This window comes from Leifsonia xyli (assembly GCA_001647635.1).
Lineage (GTDB): Bacteria > Actinomycetota > Actinomycetes > Actinomycetales > Microbacteriaceae > Leifsonia > Leifsonia xyli_A.
The window spans coordinates 507313-526359 of the sequence record CP014761.1; the positions used below are offsets into that span (position 1 = coordinate 507313).

Genomic DNA, 19047 nt, shown 5'->3' on the forward strand with positions numbered 1-19047 from the left:
CCGAACCCTCGCCGCCCTCACGTTGGCGATTGCCGTCGCCCTCACACCGCTTGCCTCGGCCACGGCAGCGACCGCAACGACACCTGCTGCGGCCACTGCCGCCGAACCCGCGAACACCGGTGCGGACATTGCACCGATCGTCGTCCTCCTGGACACGTCCGGGTCGATGGCTGACGACGACGGCGCCGGTGTCATCAAGCTCGACGGGGCTAAGAAAGCCGTCAACGGAATCATCCAGTCGCTCGGCGGCACCTCTGTCTTCGGGTTCTGGACGTTCCCCTCCGGCGGTGACTGCGGGCCGGGACGATTCGCCGTCGAACCGCAACGTCTCACGGATCCGGTCTCCGCGATCGCGAAGGTGAACGCCCAGACTGCTGACGGGCAAACCCCTACCGGTGACGCGCTGAAGGCCGTCGCGGACGACCTCGAGAAACGCGGGTACAAAGCCGCCACCATCGTCCTCGTCTCCGACGGGCTCAGCAACTGCGGCGCCCCGCCGTGCGACGTCGCGAAGACCCTGGTGTCCAACGGGTTCGACGTCACCGTTCCCACCATCGGGTTCCGGACGTCCACGGACGGTGCGAAGGAGCTCGCCTGCATCGCGGAGGCGACCGGCGCGAAAACGTACTCCGCCGGCGACAGCGCCGAACTGAACACCCGGCTCTCGAAACTCGTCGAATCACGCCTCACCCTCAGCGTCGATTTCACGCAGCGGGTGACGACAGGTGGGTCAACGACGATCACCGCCAAGGTGAAGCAGGCCGCAGGACAACCCGCGGCGAACGTGCGGCTGACACTCACCCTCACCGACCGGAACCCGCAGGCGCCGCAACAGGTGGTGATTCCGAAGAGCCCGCAGCGGCGGGCAGCGACCCCACCGCTCGTACGTCTCGGCAACCTGCCCACCGGTGCCTCCCGCGCCTTCACATGGACTCTCGGGACAAGCGCGACCGAGAGCGCGACAGATTTCCTGGTGAACGCGTGGGGCGACAACGCCGCCAAAGTCGCATACGGCGGCAGCTATTTCACGTTCCAGCCGTCGAAAGAAGCCAGCCTCGGAGGTCCTCTCAGTGGGATCTCAAACCAACACCCGTTAGTGATCTTCGGAGACTCCTACTCGTCCGGGGAAGGCACCAAGAACTACCTGCCGACTCCAAACGGTGTCAGCGCAGCCTGTCACCGCAGCTCCGACACATACCTGGCTGACGTCCTCCCCAAGACCCAGTCGGTCGTAGTTGCCTGTTCCGGCGCAGTCACAAACGCGTTGACGACGAGCAGCGATAGGTCGAACCGGTCGCAGATTCAGGAGATGAACAGCCTCGGTATCGTCCCCAGCGCTGGCGCGATGACATTCGGCGGGAACGACATCGGATTCGCGGGCCTGGTCAAACTGTGCCTCGACCCGAAGAGCTCGTGCGCCGACGACGACCTTCTCAACACGACGCGGAACAACATCACGGCGTTGGTCCCGAAGTTGCAGGGCACCTATCAGACGGCGTGGTCAGCCATGAACACGCCGGAAATGCGGGCGAAGCGCGGCGGGAACTACGCGCCCTTGTTTGTTCTCCCGTATCCGTATGTGGTCAAAGAAACCAGGTACGGCGGCTGCGACATCATCGCGCAAACCCAATACGGGATCACCCAGACCGTCGGGTTCGACGCCAAAGAGGTCCAGGTGGCGAACACCATCGTCGAGGAGCTCGACAAGGCAATCTCCCACGCAGTCGCGGACGCGCGGCGAGACGGATACGCCGTCTACTACGCCACCGACGTCGCCGGGTCCTTTCGGCCCAACAACACCGCGTGCGAAAAAGGGGACGCGTCGTACATCAACAATGTGTCTGTCGATATGGAGCTGAATGCCTTCTCGGAGACCATGCATCCCAAGGCGACCGGCTACCACGCTGAGACGACAGCCTTCCTTCGATGGCTTCCCACCGCGGGCACCATCAAGCCGGACGTGTCAGACTCACGGATCAACGACAACCTCGCCCATGTCGGGCCGTCCACCCAGATCGTCTGGCCGACCCGGTACACGCCGGACAGCAGCATGCTGCTCGCCCCTGGCGGGACATTGCAGGTGAACTCCGGCGGATACCAGCCGGGCTCCCCGGTCACGTTCACGATTCATTCGACGCCGACCGTCCTCGGAACCATCACCGCCGACAAGGACGGGGACGCCCGCGGCTGGCTGACCATCCCGGATGACGTGCAGCTCGGCGCGCACCAGCTCGTGGTCAGCAGCATCTCTAAGGCTGGCGCCTTCCAGGTGAAGACGACGCCCGCGGCGGTGATCGCACCGACACCGTGGTGGGTTCCCATCGCGCTCGGAGCGGCGGTGCTCGCCCTACTCGCGGCCGCGGTGCTGGCCGTCGTCGGCCTCGTGCGGCGTCGACGGGCCGCCCCAGTGGCGCAGCTGAGCACGGTGAGTGAGCCCACCTGAGCACCACCGTGGGAAAGAGGGAGATCTTGCGAAAAGTATCTGGAGTGACCGGAGCCCTACTGCTGTGTCTCGTCGCGCTCTCAGGCTGCAGCGCTGCCCCGGCCGCTCCGGACATTACCTTCGACGCTAATTCGCATTCCGATCCGAACGCACCACACAGCTGCGCACAGTACTCCGGCGACGACGTCGCCGCGTGCCATCAGGGTGAAACATACGCGAAGTCGGACGGGGCGACAGAGTCGTCCGCTCGTGAGCAGTGCAAGCAGCAGCCGCTCGCCGGTCAGCCTTCGTCGGTGGAGCTCATCACCGCGTGCGAGTACGGGGTGCTGTTCGTCTTCCACCCCGGGGCGTAATCAATACCGCCCCTGACTGAGGTAGTACGGGACGACGAAGATGAGGATGATGGTGACGGCGATGCTGACGTACCCGATCCATAGCGCGGCGACGGCGAACCCGCGGCCGCTGTCTCCGGTCCGGTTGATCTGCGCGAGGCCGACGTGGGCGAGGACGACGGCGGGGACGGCGAGGAAGAACGACATGACGAACCCGACGACCGCGAGCACGTTCGTCCGCCCGGACGGTGTCACCGTCCCGCCAGGCGTCGGCCGGTTCCTTCTCCGGACTGCCCAGATGATGAGCGCGACGACCGCCGCGACGATGACGATGAGGACCGTGAGAGTGATCGGGTCAATAGCCACGACCGCAGCTTAGTTGAGCGTCGCTCACCCGCCGGTAGTCCCAGCACGGGGTACAGCCCGGCACTACCGGTTCGGATGCTACTTCGGCTCTTCGCTTCCGGCGAGCACCCCGTCCCAGCAGGTAGACCCGCGGTCGGGGAAGGTAGCTTGGATGAGGATGCAGTCGCCCATGACCGGGCCGTTGTCCACGTAGAAGTTCACGTTCGGGACAGCCGGGTTGTACGCCTCGTACACGCCGGGTGCGACCGCGACCAGTTGAGTGACCGCTGACCCGCCCATCCCGGCCCAGTTCTGCACGCGGGAGTCCACACTGCCGACGGACACCACCAGCGGGTAGCCGGGGAACTGCGCCTTGATCTTCTGCACCAGCGGGGACTCAGCGACCGCCGGCGGCGTCGCGTCCGCCGCGGGGACATCCTCGAACGTCAGCGAAACCGTCTCACCCTCCTGCACCTTCGAGCCGGCGGCGGGGTCTTGGGCGGTGACCTTAGGGTCCGTCCCCGTCGGTGCGACGTTCCCGTCCACGGCGGCGAACCCACGGTTCTGCAACGTCCGCCTCGCGGCATCCCGGGTCTGCCCGACAACGTCGGGGACGGTCACCTTCTCCGCGGCTGTGGATGAGGTGATGGCCTTCGGCGAACCATCCTCCGGCGTTGAGCTCGAGCACGCAGCCAACCCGGTGACGGTCAGCGCGGCCGCGACCAGGGCGGTGAGGAACCGGCGGTTCATGAGCAGGCCATCGGGTCGGCGGGAAGGCCCAGCCGGGACCGGATCCGCTGGCTGGCGGCGGACGCGGCGTCCTGGATGGGGAACTGGTTCGCGATCGCAGCCTCCCAACTGGTCGCTGTCGCAATCTGAGACAGGGTGGACGCGGCAGCGAAGTCAGCGTCACGGACGACAGCGATGTCGTCTTTCACCTCGCCCGGCCATGTCGCCTGGTCGAGCTTCGTCGCGGTCGCGGACGACGCGTCCCGGGCCGCAGCCGCTGCGGCACGCAACCCGTCGATGTCGCCGGAGTTCCCCTGCCAGATGGTGTTGAACGCCTGCCCGGTGGTGTTGACCGCGCACGCGCTCGCCTTGTACAGCGCCGCCGCTTCCGCGGTCGTCATCACCGTCGGGGTCGGGGTCGGGGTCGGGGTCGGAGACGTGACCGTGGTGGCCTTCACCGTAGGAGTGGATGCGGTGGTGACGGTCTGGGCGGAGCAGCCGGCAAGCCCGGCGACGAGCAGGACAGCGGTGGCGACACGGGCGGTGCGAGTAAACATGAGCATCCTCTCAACCTATGAAGATCCCATGACCGTCCCCCACCCCCACAATGCGGGACGGTGTTCGCTAGACGATCACCACAGGCGGGCCGGAGCGCCCGCGAGCTGGCGCGGGAACGTCTCATCCTCCGGGACGGTGACCCGGCTGATGAGTCGTCCGGTCGCCTCAATGAAGTCAATCAGCCCGTCGCCTTCGTGGTCGTCGATGAACACGTCAGCGCGGTCGCAGCCGGCAGTGTCAGGGCCGTACGCATAAACGTCGGGGATCAGGTCAGGGGCGGTGTCCGCGCAGGTCACCATCACGTGGACGTCAGCCTCACCCGACTGGGACACCACGGCGACGACCGCCCGAAACGGGACACCACCGAAGGTATCCTTCTGCCAGGTGAAGTGGATGGTGAACTCGTCCCACGACCAGGGGCGGTTCAGAGCTTGCATGGCGGTCTCACGGTTCAGTCGGGCCACGGCGGCACCTCACTTTCTGTCCCCACAGTTATGCGCGGGTCAGGCGGCTCAGCTGTAACAGCGTCACCGGAGGTCCCCGTCGGAAGAGACATCAACTGCCGTCGCCTACCGCTCCGACCATCGGCTCCCGGTGTCCCAAAACTGGGGTGAGTGTTGTGGTCCGAGAACCCGCGCCGCGCTCATCGACCCCCGATACGCTGGCGGAATGGTCTCACCAAACACCCCGGTCCTCATGATCATTGCCACGATCGCGGCCTCGCTGCTCGGCATCATCATCTGGGTGTTGATCTGGTGGGCAATCATCCGTGGGGCAGTGTTGTCCGCGCTCAGAAAACACCATGCAGAGGTCCGCGGACCGGTTCAGGAGCTCTACCGCGGCGAGTAGCAATCTACTGGTGCTCGCGGGGCGAAGCGGTGACTCTTGATATGGCCGTTCCGTCGTTCACGAGTCGATTTCGGCGGCGCTGTTGGTTACCGACCGCTGGCAGAACGCGCTTCGAAGGCGGTGAGCAGCTCGGCGACACGTTCGACACGGAGGAGGACGCGGTCGCTGACGGTCGGGAGGAAGCACAGTCTCGAGGCGCTGAGCATACGATTCGGAACAGCGACGGGACCATCGGGGAGAAGAACTCGCACGGTCACGACCAGCGGAACATCCCCGGCTGACAGCTGCCTTTCGCGGCTGCCCCTGGTGGGGCATGGTGGATCTCGCCCGGGGCGGCGCCGCGTCCACCCTTCTCCCGGCCGGTGCGGCGCCGCTCACGGCCCAGCGTGCAGCGTGCAGACTGGCACGGGCGTACCATCTGCCGCATGCCGCTACTCCTGGTACTGGGCATCGTTGCCTTGATGGCTGTCTTCGCCGTCACCGGCGGCCGCGACGAGGCCCGCGCGCTCCGGAAAGCGGCAACTGCACGAGCGCGGAGGAATAGGCCGTGACTGCCTTGCCGCGCCGCAACGGCGGGATGCTGTACCTCCAGATCGGAACGGCGATGGTGCTCGGTATCGGTGCCGTCCTCCTCGGAGTGCTCGCACCCCCGCCCAACGGACTGGGGTGGCTCGTCATCCTCATCGGCGGAGTCATGATCCTGGCCGGACTAGGCGGCGCCGTCTACGCGTTCGCCCGGACCCGTGGCGGCACCCGGTGAGTTCCCGGCACGTGGCAACCCGCTCTCGTCGTGACACCGTCGTCGGCTGGTGGCTGATCGCGGGCGGCCTGGCTGTCGCCGCTGTTGGTCTCACGTGTCTGGCGACGTACCGGGCCGCGGGTGACGGCACGTGGCTGTCGGCCACGCTCCACTTCGCTGGGTTCGCTTCCGCGGCGGGTGCGTCGGCCTTGGTCGGTACCGGGGTCCGAACGCTACGGCAGCGCGACGGAGATCGAGCGCCTGATGACCGTTGACCCGTCTACGCCAGAAGGGCGTCCCCGGACTCGGCGCGGCATCTGGGTCGTCGCCGCCGTGCTCGTCTTCTTCGTGCTGCAGGGCCTGCTGTATCGTTGGGCGCTCACAACTGGGTCGCCCGGCGCATGGGTCTCCTGGGCCTTGTTCGTGGCCGCCGCGGCGGCGGGGTTCGTGGTCGAGTCGCTGGCGGAGCGGCGGCGGCGGCGTCAACGGTGAGCTGAGGTGCTCTCTGCTACGTTTCGAGCAGGGGGGTAGACCGATGCGACGAACGATCTTCACGGTGGTGCTGGCAGCGTCGGCCGTCATGTTGAGCGGGTGTGTTGGTGCGGCGACACCGTTCGATCAGGCTCGCACCGCTGACGACACGGTCCCGCCGGTCGCGGTGAAGTACATCGAGAACGCCGACATCAACTCGTCCAGGTATCAGGGTGACGCGGACGGTCACGCGCTGTACCTGCTGCGGGGCACCGGTGAGATGAAGGCCTGCCTCGTCTACACAGACGGGACAGCGGACGGGTCGTTCGCGTCGTGCAGCGGTGGCGGCTGGTTGAAAGTGTCTCCATCGGACGGCGCGGAGTTCGTAGTGCAGCTTTCCGGTTTCAGTGACCAGCCTGGTGCGGGCGAAGTCCAGGTCTCACCGTGGGTACGGCAGACCAGGCAGGGGCGAGACGAGTAGTCGCGATCGCGCCGGCAAGCAGCGGCCGCCAGGGTCATCGTCCGCCGAAGAGCCGGCGCAGCCATCCCTTCGACGGCTCCGGGGTGGGCGCTTCCGCAGAGACCGGCTTCGGTTCCGGTTCCGGTTCCTCAGCTTCCGGTTCACCGACGACGAGGAGGTCGATGTGGATTGCCGTGACCGTTCCGTCGGCGGCAACTGACTGCAGGAGTGGGTAGAAGCCGTCGCCCCAGCCGGAGTGGGAGAGCACGAGGTTCTCACCGTCGGTGGCCCGCGGAAGGACAATGTTGGCGGTGCCCGCCGGGTATGGGCTGTCGGCGTCCATCTGCGCGAACCACCCGTCGGCCCCGCCGGTGTCGAACACATCTGAGTACCAGTCCGAGTCCTCGGCAGGCATGCACCGCGGGATCGCGTCCGCGTCGACGAACGCGACGGTACCCGCGTCAACACCGACGCCCCAGAACCGCCCGTCACCCGGCCTACCGGTTTCCTTCGGCGCCGCTTCGACCAAGGCCGGCTCGGCACCGGAAAGCAACACGGAGAGGTACGCCTCCCGCATGTGCGATCCGTCCTGGGCCTGCGACACATCGGCGACGGTCACGAACACCGGATACCGGCCCGGCCGGACCGGAACCACGACCTGGTCCTCTAGATACGCGAACGGATCACACACGCCGAGACGGCCAGACGCGACATTTAACTCACCGAGGTCTACGACGGAGAGTCGAACTCGACGCCCATCGGGAAGGGGTGCCAGGCCAGTCGAGAGGGCGTGAAGTTCGCTGAGGTCCACGCTTCATAATCGCGGTGCATGCATTCCGCCCGCCCACGACACGCTCGGCATCGGTTGGAGGTGCGCCAGGTCGTCGCCGCTGCGGTAGCCGGGTTCGTGGTCGACTCGCTGGCGGAGCGGCGACGCAGACGGGGCGGATAGCGTGCGGGTATTATCCGGGGCGTGTCCATGTGGCGGCCATACGAGCGAGCGATCTATACCGTCCTGGCGGTCGTCGCGATCGTGGTCGGTCTGAAGCTGTTGGGTGTTTGGTAAGCGGGTTCCGTCGTCTTAGGGATCGCGGCGGAGAACCAGAAGGCGCACAGCAGCTCCTGCGGCGACCACCACGAAGACGGCCGCGATCGCCAATCCCACGAACGGCCCCTTTGGGTCCGTGAACGCGAGCAGCACCCCCAGCCCGGCCGCGATTACCGCGAAGAACACGGTGAGTCGGGCTGCGAAGACCTGGAACTCCTGGTTGCCGCGACGCCCGCCATCGCGACGGGCTGGACCGCTCATCGGGATTGCCTGTCGTCGGTGGCCTTGCGGAGGAGGAAGTACCCACCGACTGCGAGGGCGATGAAGAACAGCCCGGTGAGTACGCCGCGCGTGGAGGCGCCGATGACGCCGAGGACGAGGAGAACGATTCCGCTGAGAAGGAACCCGGCGGAGACCACGTACGGAATCCACTTGTTGATCGCGGATGGTTTCCCGTCCGGCGCTCGCCCGCACGACGGCCGCCGGTGCGGATGTTGGCTCGCCCGCTGATACCGAGTAGGACGAAGCCCGCGAGCATGATCGCAACCGACACGAGGGCGAGCCATAGACCCGCGTGCAACGCCCCGATCACGGCGAGCCCGATAAGCCCGACCACGATGACGCCGACGGACACCCACATGGTCGGGCGGATCCATGCCGGTTGCGGTTCGCTGCTATTCGTCATCGTCAGAACTCGCATTCGATTCGTTCTGCAACTCGCGTCGACGCCGGCGCCACAGAGCCGTCAGCTGAACGGCGCTTCCCAAGACGATGAGGGCGAAGACGGTCGTGATGATGGCGGGAGCCCACTGGTGAGTCCCGGAGATTCTGATCCAGCCGAGGATGCCGGTCACCACGATGAGAGCCCCGCACGCCCAAATGAGCCCGAGAAGGATACGAATGCTCCACCGTGGGTCCCGTGGCTTGATCATGAGCGGTTCCAACGGCGGGCCAGGTACCAGACCGCCCACCACGAGTAGGCGGTGAGCACGATGAGCACGACATACACGCTAGCCACAAACCAGTTCTTCCCGGGGAGCCACACGATCGTGAAGAACAGCAGCAGCAGCGTGGACAGGGCTGCGTAGAACCACGCTATCTGTGGGTTCGACCACGCCAGCCACCACGGCCGTCTACCGTTAGCCATCGTCGCGGTCCCCGATTTGAGGCGGCCGGCCGTCTAAGGCACGGCCACGATCTCGTCGCCGCCATCCGAGCGTTGTGCCGGCGAACGTCAGGAGCGCTGAGGCGATGAGGATTAAACAGGCAGTCCAGAGCGCCGTGCTGTGCCGTTCCGCCGCTTGGATGCTGGCGTAGACGGCGATGTTGAGAGCGACCACACCACCGGCACTTGCCCAGATGATGAAGGAGGGCCTCGGGGCGTTGCGTCGGGTCACGATGCGTCCCCGTCCTCACGGTGCCGCTGCTCCCAGAGCGCGACAGCCCACAACCAGATGGCGAGAATCGCCCCGACGACGCTGATGGCAGCGAACCACCAATTGCCGTGTCTCAGCGAGGTCAACAGCCCGCTGCCCGCAGAGATGGTCAGGAACAGCGCCATGAGCAGCGTGTACCAGCGTCCGCGCCCGCCGCGGGCTCGCGCCCACCACGGCTTCTTCGTCGGCGCACCGGTCACGGGTCGGACTGTACTCCCGAGCTGCGCGCCTGGGGGCGGGCGTAGCATGCCTTCATGGCAGAGCCCCAGTCACCGCGTGGATTTCTCGGGTGGCTTCGTGAGCACTATGTCGGCTGGCAGATCGGTGTGGCCTGCTTCTGGGGCCTGTTCGCTGTCTGTTACGCGTTCCTTGTCGTCGCGGACCCCTCGGACGGCCTCCACGTCTTCATGCTCGTCCTCGCCATTGTGGTCTGCGGCCTGACGACGGCCGGGGTTCTGCTCGAGCGCCGCCGACGGCGAAAGCAGCCAAGCGGGGAAAAGACAGACGACGCGGGCGGATAAGAGGCGGTTCCCGCGCCTGTCATGGACGGCGTTTGTCTCGGAAGCCTGCCCATAGACAGAGCCCGATGCCTGCGGCGAACGGGACCGCACCGGCAAGCCGCCAAGCCACCTCGGGACCGAAGGCCAGCAGCAGCGCGCCACCAAGCCACAGCAGCACCCCCAACACGAACCAGAGCTTGAGGTCGGCGCGGCGCGTCTTCGGGTCGGTCACGAGACGCGACTGTACTCCCGGGGGACAGGACGGTGGTCGTTACAGGAAGATGAGCAGCGTCCCGGCGATGATGGCGGCGATGCACACCCCGATGACGAAGCCTTGCACGCGGCGGCTCTTCCAGGCGCTGCCGCGGGCCCGGCCGACGAGCGCTGCGATAACGCCGACGGCCAGCGCGACCAGAAGCACGGTGAGCAGAATGCTTGTGAGCCGGCCTCCGCTGTCTCTTGCAGCCGTCTGCGCGCCCAGCATGCCGGCGCCGGCCCACGCGGCCGCATGGAGGGCGTGCGTTTTCGGGTCGGTCACGGCTCGCACTTTACCCGCGGCCCTCCCCGGTTCACCCGAACAGCGACTGCAGTAGCCTCGGCGTGTACGTTTCCGGGCCGGCGTTGTTCCAGTTGGACGCGATCCAGTCGCCGTGACCGAGGTACTGCGATTCGCCGATCGACCGGCCCGTGTGGGAGTCGTTCGTCAAGCACCACTCGCCGTCGTAGATCGCGCTGCATCCCCAGTTGAGCTGTTCCATGCGGGTGATCGCCGCTTGCGCGGTTGCCGCGTCGACGTGGCGGAACTGGGTGGTCAAGAACGTGTCGGTCGGGCCGTTCGCCGGCGCCCAGTCGCAGATGATGCCGGGGTCCTGGGACAGCATCGGGGCGAGTGTCGAGTCGTAGCTGCCGTAGCCGCTCGCATCCGCCCGAGGTGCCCGCGACCCGGACTTCCAGGGCGGGTTGAGGACGAGCGACCCGTCCGGTGACACGAACGTGGTGAGTCCGGAGAAGAACGCCTTGCAGCTCGTGGGTAGCCCGTCCACGACGGCGGGCGTTGCCGACCCCGTCGGAGAGCTCGGGCCGTGGGCCACCGCGGATTGGGTCGGCGCGCTCGTTGCCGCCGCGGTGCAGCCAGCGAGGGAAAGCGCGATGAGACCGACGACCGCTGACCTTGCGAGCTTCACGCGGGCAACCCTAGCGGACGCCGTCCCTTCCTATCGGCGACGTTGCGTCCTCGCCACGAGCACGATAACGACCACCACGACAGCAATCGTGGCGAGGACTGAAAGCCAGACCGCGTCCGGAATCGGGCCGTATGCCACCGTGTCGTGGCATTCTTGCCCTTGGGGCGGCGCTGTCGCGCACGACGCTCGCAGCAGCAGCTGGGTCATCGCTCCGACACCTGTGACTGCGCCCGGCGCGCGGATACCGTCGAGCCGGATCCTGCACATGCGTCATCGCCGCAGCCACCCGAGGACTGATAGTCCTGCGTTGGAGAACCGGACCCAGTAGAGGATCGCGAGCAGTGCGCACGCGGGCAGCCCGACAGCGAGCGGCAACGCCCGCGCCCAAGCCGGCAGGAGTGTCATCGCACCGACAGTGCCCGCCAGGACGTAGCCGAACACTGCGAGCAAGACGACGCCGATCGACAGATCACGTCGCTGCGCGACCGTGTCATCCTTCGGTGCGGCAAAGCGCACCAGCACGGTGACGATCCGTCGACGGAAGAGGATCACGGCGGTTGCCACGATCAGCACCCAGCCGGTCGAGGCGAGCGTCGCGATCGGGGAGGCGAGGGCGTTCACTGGGTCGCTCCTTCGGGGTGAGCCGAGACGATCGCCCGTGGCTCGTCCGGCCATCCGAGCCACCCGCGGACGTCCATCTCGTAAGGGGTACCGACGTGGAGTGACCGCCCGAGCGTTTCTGCTTCCTGTTCGTCGAGCCCGCCGCCGCCTCCGGTGACTTGCAGCTGCCCGCAGGTGGTGGTGTCGATGTCGTAGACGGTGCCGAGGTACCCAGACTTCCCGTAGGTGTCGTGGTGGGTGTTCCCGTCGACGACGCAGACCATGTCTGTTTTGGTCTGCCACCAGATGTTCGATGCGACAGCCTCCACACCGAGGCCGACGAAAGTGAGACCGACCACGGTGATTGCGGTGATGCTCGTAATGAAGCTGAGCCGTCGCACCCACGGTTTCGTATTCGGTCCGAACCCTTGTCGGGCATCCAGTGAGTTCGCGAACTGCTCCGGCGTCCGCTTGTCCAGCGGGACCATCTCCAACCCGGCCTGCAACCGGTCCGCGAGCGTCTTGCGTGGCATGTACCCTCCTCAACCGATCGTATGCGGCCGCGCGGTATCAGCTCGCTCAGATCATGCGTTCCGAAGAAGGCGGACACCGCGGTAACCTAGTCGCCGTCACGCACCTGGGGAGGTTCCCGCATGAGCGTAGACCCGACGGCCACCCTCACGCTGTACGCACAACCGGGCGTCACCCGCGCCGATTACCTCTCTGCGGCCCTCGACGCACTTTCTCACACCTTTCCTGGCGAGTCCGTCGGCTGGAATCGCTTCGACGCGGTCACCGGAGAGGTCGAGATGGTCGGCACCCCGCCGGAAGTGTTCGGCCCAGACGCTGCGACGGCAGCCGCGCTCGCCCGAGTGCAGGACCATCCGATGGTCGTGAGCTACATGATCAACCTTGAAGGCATGGAGCCACGTCGGCTCAGCGACCTGGTGAGCCTAACCGACCTTCATCGCACGGACGCGTACCACGAGCTGCTGCACCCGGTCGGCGCGGAGTACCAGCTCACCGTGTTGTCTCACCGGCCGGCGAGGACGGCTGCCGCCACCTGGACGTTCAACCGCACCAGTCATGACTTCACCGACAACGAGCTCGAACTTGCCACACACCTCCAACGAATACTCGTGCTCATCGAGCAGACCTGGGGCGTCACCGATCATCTGCCCGAGGAGTCGCCGCTCACCCCGCGGAGGCGCAAGTACTCGCCCTCATCGGTCACGGCATGACCGCCCGCGCTATCGGGTTCCGGCTTGGATCTCCGAAGGCACCATCCACAAGCACGTCGAACACCTCTATCGGAAGCTCGGCGTCACCGACCGGGTCCTCGCTGTCGCCGCCGGCCGCCGTCTCGGCATCATCCCGTAATTAGACGGCCGACGGCAGCGGTCAGCGAACTCGTCCGAGCATGAACAGTCGAGGGCCGGCGTGCGTAACCGGCTGGACCGGCATTCGTGGACACACGGCGGCCAGACGCGACCAGGCCCTAGCTGATGCCAGGCACCGTTCCGGTACCGCATCGGCGGGCACCGCGGCGTGGACCGGAATCTCGAACGCGTCGGGCGTCACCGGAATCTGTTCCGGCAGAGGGGCCGGGGTGAGGCAGAAGCACGCGGCGACAACTGTCGCTGTGACTGCAAGCAGCATGGTGATCACCTCCCATCACCCGTGATGCTCGCGTTTTCCTTATCCAGCCACCATTGGCATATCTGCCCACCCGGCTCTGCCTACGCAGTTCTACCCATACCGCCCGCCTGTCGGAGAGCGCGAGCATCAGCGGTGGAGGTGGTCACCGTGAACGACGAGCACCCGCGGGACGACATCGACTGCATCGTCACGGACTGGTCGAGGATTGCCTTCCCGACCGTCGCCCTGCCGGTGATGGCGGGCGCCCACGCTGCAGCTGCAACCAGCCCACTCCCGGAACGGAGATAGTGATGAGCACGAAACCCCGCGCTGCCGCGGCGACCCTCGCCGTCCTCGCAGCGCTCACTCTCACCGTCACCGCGCCGGCTACCGCCGAAGCGAAGGTCAAAGGCGACCCCACGATCCGGATCGCGAAGATCAAGGACGTCGTCGGGCAGCCGGAGGCCCTCGTCGCTCCTGGGCAACCGCCGACGCCGTGCAAGCCCGATCGGTACAAGTGCCCGCTCGGGGCGGGCTGCTCTGACCGGTCCGGATGGGGGAGAGCTCGGCACCGCCACCGTCCCTCCGGCGGTGCCGAGTTTCGCCGTCAGCTGCTCGAAGATGCCAGCGGTGGTGTGAGTAGCACCGCGACACCTAGAAGGATGAGGGTCGTGACGACCAGTCCGACGAGGACGACCAGCCACACTCGTTGACCTGCTGAGCGGGCGGCGAACCCAGCCCCGACCGCCGCGCCGAACAGGATCAGCACGGACGGGATGACCCAGAGCCCGATCTTGAACTCGGTTTCACCGGCGTTGGCCTCGGCGATGCCGGAGTCGTAGGGTCCGGGCCACCCGTATCGGAGCAGGTGCTGCCATTCTCCGTAGGCGGAAGCGACGGGTACGAGGAGGAGGACTGCCGCGATGCCGTAGATGATCGCGGGGTGGCCGCTTTGTTCCGTTCTGTCTGCGACCTGGGGCCGCTGGGGCCTGGAACCGTCATGTCAACGGAACCTACACCGCGCGGCGGGAAACAATCCGACCAGTACAGCTGCTCCTAGCACCACCCCAGGTGGTCGCCCGGCAATCGGGGGACGGGCGCCACCACCCCGGAATGGAACCTTCTCAAGCGGTCGGACATTACATCAGCATGGAGAGCATGGACGGTCTCACCGACGCGGAACTCTGGTCCCGTGTCCGCGCTGGCGACGGAGCCGCGTTCGGTGTCGTCTACGACCGGCACGTCAACCGAGTGTTCGGCTTCTGCCGTCGCGCGACAGACTCTATCGACGCCGCCGACGACCTGACCGCACTGGTGTTCCTCGAAGCATGGCGGAAACGCTCCGCCGTCCGCGTCGTCGGCGACTCAGTGATCGGGTGGCTGCTCGTCACCGCAGGATACGTCGTCCGGAACCACACTCGCGCGGAACGCCGGTACCGCCGCTACCTTGCTGCCGTCCCACCAGCCGAGCACATCCCAGACCCCAGCGACCAGGTGCTCACACGCCTGGACGGTCAGGCACAGTCAGAACGTGTCCAATACGCGTTCACCCGGCTCAGCGCACACGACCAGCAGGTGCTGACACTCTGCGTCCTCGAGGAAATCCCCCTCGCCGAGGTAAGCAGCGTGCTCCATGTGCCTTTGGGGACAGTGAAGTCCCGACTCAGTCGGGCAAAGGCCAGGTTGGCGCAGCTGCTCAGCGAACCAGCCGGGGACACCCCAGCTCGAACTGTCGAAGAAGGAGGAATCTGATGCCCGCAACACAGCAGGAACGGCGCGCCGCCATCCGGGAAGCGCTCGTCACCGTCGCGGAGAAGAACACTGCAGCGAACCGGCGGCTGCGGAACATCCGCCGAGCATGGATCCTCATCCCTACCGCCGCAGCTGCCGTGGCACTTACCGCCGGCGGGCTCGCCTTCGCCCAGTACGCCAACGTCACCGACAAGAGCAACGTGGCCTGCTTCGCGCGGGCAGAGCTGGACCCATTCGGCAACTTCCCCGGCACGCACGCTGCCGTCGCAGACGAGAGCGGAAACGGACCCGCATCCGTCGAGGACGCCCGCGCACTCTGCTCCGACCTGTGGGCCCAGAACATCCTCGACGCTCAGACCCCGAACGGGACCGCCCCGCATGACGCCTACGACCGGAGCTTCTCCCACCCTGTCCCACCAGAACTCGCCGTCTGCGTCATGCACGACGGGACAGCCGCAGTCGTCCCCGGTGATGACAGCGTCTGCGCGAAGCTGGGCCTGTCAGTCAAACACTGATCGGCGGGACATGGTCCGAGCAGCGGTCACCGGGCCTACCGTAACCGTGACGCCGACTATCAATAAACCGCGTCTTAGACGGCTAAGCACCGTTTTACTGAACATCGGGGCGTCACCGGAGGTCCCCGTCGGCGGTGACATCCACCGCCACTGCCGGTTGTGCGCACGTTGCCCGGGACACCTGGAAGGTTCGGGTCCGCTGGGTCGCGACACCACGGTCCGTCAGCTCCACGGTGACCTCAACCTGCTGCGGGACGATCCGCGCGTCCGGGAACGCCACCCATTCCACAGTCCCACCCGCGGTGACATCCCGGCACCCACCGCCGGCGCAGACAGTCACTCCCGTGCCCGGGTGAGCGCGGACAAACGCGGACGGGTCCACCGTAACCAGCGGTCCCACCGACACCGCGGCAGCGCATGTTCCCGGCTGCGCCGACATCTGCGCGGTCACCACCAGAAGAACCACCGCGATAGCGGCCACCACCACTGACACCCCGACGACCAGTCTCCCCCGCACCACCGCACGGTAACACTAGACGGCCCGTGATGGTCGAAACCGTGACCCCGCTACGATCAGTCCGGGAGGGGATATGGGGCGCAGGACGCTGGCGGAGCGGATCCAGGACGGGTTCGAGTCCCGGCCGTTGACCGAACACCATCCGATGTCTCCGGCACGGCCGGTCACCCCGGCTCGGCGACGCCAGGCGAAGTTCTACTTCATCGCCTCAGGAGTCGTGTTCGCAATGGTCGCCTTCGTTCTGGCATTCCTCGCTGTGGACGGGGTGTGGTGGAACGTGCAGTCCCAGGCGGTCTGCACGATCACATCCGCACAGCATCACCCGGTGTACTCGAAGTCCGGGTTCCTCGGCACCGACTGGAACATCGGGACCGCGCAATGCGGAGACCTGCAAGTGACCCGGAACGGGGAACGGTTCCCGGACGCGGCCGCGCAGCACGTCGCCCGGTCACTCCACGTCGGCGAAACCTACCGGCTGTACCTGCGCGGGTGGAACGGCTGGCCGGAGCCGGCGAAGGCGATCATCGGCGCAACCCACCTCTGACGGCGGCTCCCCACCGGGGAACATGAGGGTTTATCGTTCGCGTATGCGGTTCTTTGTCATCGTCCCCATCGGCCTCGTCGCCACCGGGGTCATCCTCGCAGCTCAGGGTGCGTTCTGGGTCGCGGTCACCGCACTCATCATCGCCGCGCCGTGCCTGGTCATCGCGGTCGCGCACGGGGCGATCGCCCGCTGGTGGGAACGCCGCTCCTTCGCGAAAACCATCGAGCAGCAGCAGAACGGCACCTACGTCGAAGAGTGGCGCCGCCACGTCTGACAAGCGGTAACCGACCCGGCCGGGGCAGTTCACGTCTGCGGCGGCGTGAAATCCACTCGAACGTCCCAGTTGAACTCCCCGGCGAGGTCCCCCTCCCGGAGAAGCCCGACCTCCCGCGCGCGAAGGACCGCGCTAAGACGGTCAGGGACTCCGAGCTTCAGATAGATGTTCTCCAGGTGCTTGTGGACGGTCCCGACGCTGATGCTGAGTCTGCTGCCGATCTCCTTCGCGGTATCTCCATGCGCCAACGCCAGAAGCACCTGCAATTCCCGCGGGTGACAGCGACGGCGGACGAGGCGATCCGGTTGAACGCTCGGAACACAGACACGAGGGCCGGCTGGACGTCGACCGCGAAGCGGAGTTCGGAATCAGTGAAGTCACTCGATGCGCGGTTGACTGCGAGATAGACCCAGGTGCCGGAACCGGTGAACGGCGACAGGGGGATGAAGGTGCTGAACCGGGCCCCGATCGGGTCCAGGTCCTCTCGGTATAGGCGGGAGGCCCTCAGCTCGTCGAACCCGATGGTGTCACTCATCCGCGCCGGCGCCCACCCCGGGTGCTGGTCGTACCACTGGAACACGGGATGCTCGGCGAGGTATCTCGCGACCGCGTCCACGGCCAGCGCTTGACGTTCAAGATAGGGGCGGAGCACGACGCTCGCCGTTCCTCGGTCGAAGTCCATCTCGTTGTAGGACACGAGATCGGCTTCCAGCGTCGTGTCCAGCAGGTTCAGCGTCGAATCGACGAGCGCACCGAAGCTGCTCGCACCGGCGATCCGGTCCAGCTCGCTCAGCAACTGCTGCCTGTCGGGCATGCCCATCCGGTCACCGCCCGCCACACACGCGCATACGACCCTCCCCCACTGAAACGGCGGAATGATACTGCGACACCCACGCCTCCCACCACCGACGCTTGACCGGTCGGACGCCACCTCCGCCCGGCGATAGCCGTTGCGTCGAAAACCCAACCCCGGGACGCGACAGCGGCCCGCCCCGGCGATAGCCGCGGGTCCGTGCGCTAGCCGGCCCGATTCTTAAGAGGGAGAGTCGACAGACACTCCCTCAACCACGGCGGAATCCGAAGGCCCCACGGGAACACGACCACACCCGTAAACAAGAAGGCAACCTCCATCAGAACCGACGCTCTCCCTACCCAACCCAGCCACCCCGAAAACCGACACCCGGTCTACGAAACCCAGCCACCTCGAAAACGACCCGCACCACCCCGAAAACCGACACGTCATCATTCACCGGTCCCTCCTTCGTCGGGACCTCTCGTCGCTGCGCTCCTCACGCGACTCGTCACGGGGATCTCTTCGACCCGTGTGCCGGTTCCCTCGCTCCTCGGGAACCTCTCGTCGTCGCTGGCGCTCCTCCTCACGCCGGGCCACTTCGTGTCCCTCTCGCTGCGCCTCGTTCCTCGGCTTCGCTCACGGTCCAGTGGTCGTCGCTGCGCTCCTCCCCTGCCCCTATTCCGGAGGCCGCTGGCGCGTCCTCCTCTCGCTGCCTTCTCCTCCCTTCGGTCGTCGTCGTTCGCTCACGTTCGTCGTCGGCTGGCGCCTCCTCCTCAGTCGTCGGCTGCGCCTCCTCCGTTCGCTACGCTCACAGCTCCGGCTCGTCTCGTTTCCGGCACGCTTCATCTCGTCCACGCATCGGTTGTCGGTTCGTTCCGGGACGTCTTCGGTGTGACCTCGTCGCGGTGTCTTGGACGTGACGGTGACCGGGACGAACTCGATTCGATTCCTGCGTTCCGACTCGGGACGACGCGGGACGATCAACGAAGCGCTGCGCGCCGCTTCGATGGAGACATTCGCAGAGACAGTCACCACCTCGGGATGGGACGGAACGGGACGACACGATACGACCACGAGCCGGAGACGATACGAACCACCGGGAGGCGACACAGCGGGGACAACCTATGAGACTCAGCCACAGGACCGCGCGCAGCGCCACCACCCGTCAACGGAGGCAACCTGGAGCACACAGCCAGAGCCGACGGAGACGCACCGAAGACGTCCCGAAACGTAACGTGCAGGAGCGCGGAGTCGGAAGAGAACCATGAGCCTGCGAAATGGTTCTCTGAAGCGCAGCGCGCGAGCCAGCGAAGAGAGCGC

At 66.4% G+C, this 19047-nt stretch carries 25 protein-coding genes; 12 read left to right on the forward strand and 13 right to left on the reverse strand.

The genetic code is table 11. From position 1 onward, the window contains the following. The first annotated feature begins 166 nt into the window (after positions 1-166). The gene (locus tag A0130_02565; GenBank protein ID ANF30706.1) at positions 167-2443 is read left to right on the forward strand and encodes a hypothetical protein; all 2277 of its coding nucleotides are present in this window, start codon (positions 167-169) and stop codon (positions 2441-2443) included. Between the two features lie 44 nt (positions 2444-2487). Beyond that, the gene (locus A0130_02570; GenBank protein ANF30707.1) at positions 2488-2796 is read left to right on the forward strand and encodes a hypothetical protein; all 309 of its coding nucleotides are present in this window, start codon (positions 2488-2490) and stop codon (positions 2794-2796) included. On the opposite strand, the gene A0130_02575 is transcribed toward A0130_02570, so the two are convergent. The 4 genes from A0130_02575 to A0130_02590 form a co-directional block, all read right to left on the reverse strand. After that, positions 2797-3006: a hypothetical protein gene (locus A0130_02575; protein ID ANF30708.1), complete on the reverse strand. Its 210-nt coding sequence runs from the start codon at positions 3004-3006 to the stop codon at positions 2797-2799. A 213-nt stretch (positions 3007-3219) separates the two neighbouring features. Next, positions 3220-3870, reverse strand: a complete 651-nt coding sequence (locus A0130_02580; GenBank protein ID ANF30709.1) for a hypothetical protein — start codon at positions 3868-3870, stop codon at positions 3220-3222. Beyond that, a complete protein-coding gene (locus tag A0130_02585; protein ID ANF30710.1) occupies positions 3867-4406 on the reverse strand; it encodes a hypothetical protein in 540 nt (179 codons plus the stop codon). The genes A0130_02580 and A0130_02585 overlap by 4 nt, the downstream gene beginning before the upstream one ends. A 75-nt stretch (positions 4407-4481) precedes the next feature. Then, positions 4482-4871: a hypothetical protein gene (locus A0130_02590; protein ID ANF30711.1), complete on the reverse strand. Its 390-nt coding sequence runs from the start codon at positions 4869-4871 to the stop codon at positions 4482-4484. Positions 4872-5076: 205 nt separating this feature from the next. Here A0130_02590 and A0130_02595 point away from each other — a divergent pair, with 205 nt between their 5' ends. From A0130_02595 to A0130_02610, 4 genes are all read left to right on the forward strand, one after another. Next, positions 5077-5256: a hypothetical protein gene (locus tag A0130_02595; GenBank protein ANF30712.1), complete on the forward strand. Its 180-nt coding sequence runs from the start codon at positions 5077-5079 to the stop codon at positions 5254-5256. Positions 5257-5803: 547 nt separating this feature from the next. Next, positions 5804-6016 carry a hypothetical protein gene (locus A0130_02600; GenBank protein ID ANF30713.1) on the forward strand — a complete coding sequence of 71 codons (213 nt, stop codon included), beginning with the start codon at positions 5804-5806 and terminating at the stop codon, positions 6014-6016. A 243-nt stretch (positions 6017-6259) separates the two neighbouring features. Beyond that, positions 6260-6487, forward strand: a complete 228-nt coding sequence (locus A0130_02605) for a hypothetical protein (protein ANF30714.1) — start codon at positions 6260-6262, stop codon at positions 6485-6487. A 43-nt stretch (positions 6488-6530) separates the two neighbouring features. After that, positions 6531-6947, forward strand: a complete 417-nt coding sequence (locus A0130_02610) for a hypothetical protein (protein ID ANF30715.1) — start codon at positions 6531-6533, stop codon at positions 6945-6947. A 34-nt stretch (positions 6948-6981) separates the two neighbouring features. Here the strand turns inward: A0130_02610 and A0130_02615 are convergent, their stop codons facing one another. The 3 genes from A0130_02615 to A0130_02625 all read right to left on the reverse strand — a co-directional run bounded on the left by A0130_02615 (position 6982) and on the right by A0130_02625 (position 9121). Further along, the gene (locus A0130_02615; protein ID ANF30716.1) at positions 6982-7581 is read right to left on the reverse strand and encodes a hypothetical protein; all 600 of its coding nucleotides are present in this window, start codon (positions 7579-7581) and stop codon (positions 6982-6984) included. A 1067-nt stretch (positions 7582-8648) separates the two neighbouring features. Then, entirely contained in the window at positions 8649-8906 is a 258-nt protein-coding gene (locus tag A0130_02620) for a hypothetical protein (GenBank protein ID ANF30717.1), read from the reverse strand. Beyond that, complete coding sequence (locus A0130_02625) at positions 8903-9121, reverse strand: hypothetical protein (GenBank protein ANF30718.1); 219 nt, start codon at positions 9119-9121, stop codon at positions 8903-8905. The genes A0130_02620 and A0130_02625 overlap by 4 nt, the downstream gene beginning before the upstream one ends. Before the next feature lie 615 nt (positions 9122-9736). On the opposite strand from A0130_02625, the gene A0130_02630 reads away from it, so the two are divergent. Beyond that, positions 9737-9931 carry a hypothetical protein gene (locus A0130_02630; GenBank protein ID ANF30719.1) on the forward strand — a complete coding sequence of 65 codons (195 nt, stop codon included), beginning with the start codon at positions 9737-9739 and terminating at the stop codon, positions 9929-9931. A gap of 250 nt (positions 9932-10181) precedes the next feature. Here the strand turns inward: A0130_02630 and A0130_02635 are convergent, their stop codons facing one another. From A0130_02635 to A0130_02650, 4 genes are all read right to left on the reverse strand, one after another. Beyond that, complete coding sequence (locus A0130_02635; GenBank protein ID ANF30720.1) at positions 10182-10448, reverse strand: hypothetical protein; 267 nt, start codon at positions 10446-10448, stop codon at positions 10182-10184. Between the two features lie 31 nt (positions 10449-10479). Beyond that, positions 10480-10953: a hypothetical protein gene (locus A0130_02640; GenBank protein ID ANF30721.1), complete on the reverse strand. Its 474-nt coding sequence runs from the start codon at positions 10951-10953 to the stop codon at positions 10480-10482. A gap of 411 nt (positions 10954-11364) precedes the next feature. Next, positions 11365-11715, reverse strand: coding sequence for a hypothetical protein (locus A0130_02645; GenBank protein ANF30722.1), 351 nt, complete (start codon positions 11713-11715; stop codon positions 11365-11367). Then, on the reverse strand, positions 11712-12227 hold the full coding sequence (locus A0130_02650; GenBank protein ANF30723.1) for a hypothetical protein: 516 nt from the start codon (positions 12225-12227) through the stop codon (positions 11712-11714). Before A0130_02650 ends, A0130_02645 begins: the two co-directional genes overlap by 4 nt. Positions 12228-12347: 120 nt before the next feature. Here A0130_02650 and A0130_02655 point away from each other — a divergent pair, with 120 nt between their 5' ends. From A0130_02655 to A0130_02665, 3 genes are all read left to right on the forward strand, one after another. Further along, entirely contained in the window at positions 12348-12935 is a 588-nt protein-coding gene (locus tag A0130_02655; protein ID ANF30724.1) for a hypothetical protein, read from the forward strand. Between the two features lie 1546 nt (positions 12936-14481). Further along, on the forward strand, positions 14482-15084 hold the full coding sequence (locus A0130_02660; GenBank protein ANF30725.1) for a hypothetical protein: 603 nt from the start codon (positions 14482-14484) through the stop codon (positions 15082-15084). Beyond that, positions 15084-15599, forward strand: coding sequence for a hypothetical protein (locus tag A0130_02665; protein ID ANF30726.1), 516 nt, complete (start codon positions 15084-15086; stop codon positions 15597-15599). The genes A0130_02660 and A0130_02665 overlap by 1 nt, the downstream gene beginning before the upstream one ends. Before the next feature lie 112 nt (positions 15600-15711). Here the strand turns inward: A0130_02665 and A0130_02670 are convergent, their stop codons facing one another. Next, the gene (locus A0130_02670; GenBank protein ID ANF30727.1) at positions 15712-16086 is read right to left on the reverse strand and encodes a hypothetical protein; all 375 of its coding nucleotides are present in this window, start codon (positions 16084-16086) and stop codon (positions 15712-15714) included. Between the two features lie 103 nt (positions 16087-16189). On the opposite strand from A0130_02670, the gene A0130_02675 reads away from it, so the two are divergent. Together A0130_02675 and A0130_02680 are read left to right on the forward strand one after the other, a co-directional pair. Then, the gene (locus tag A0130_02675) at positions 16190-16660 is read left to right on the forward strand and encodes a hypothetical protein (GenBank protein ID ANF30728.1); all 471 of its coding nucleotides are present in this window, start codon (positions 16190-16192) and stop codon (positions 16658-16660) included. Between the two features lie 43 nt (positions 16661-16703). Next, complete coding sequence (locus A0130_02680; protein ANF30729.1) at positions 16704-16934, forward strand: hypothetical protein; 231 nt, start codon at positions 16704-16706, stop codon at positions 16932-16934. A 157-nt stretch (positions 16935-17091) separates the two neighbouring features. Here A0130_02680 and A0130_02685 read toward each other — a convergent pair whose 3' ends face one another. Beyond that, positions 17092-17748 (reverse strand): hypothetical protein, encoded by a 657-nt coding sequence (locus A0130_02685; protein ANF30730.1) that lies wholly within the window; start codon positions 17746-17748, stop codon positions 17092-17094. Between the last annotated feature and the right edge of the window lie 1299 nt (positions 17749-19047).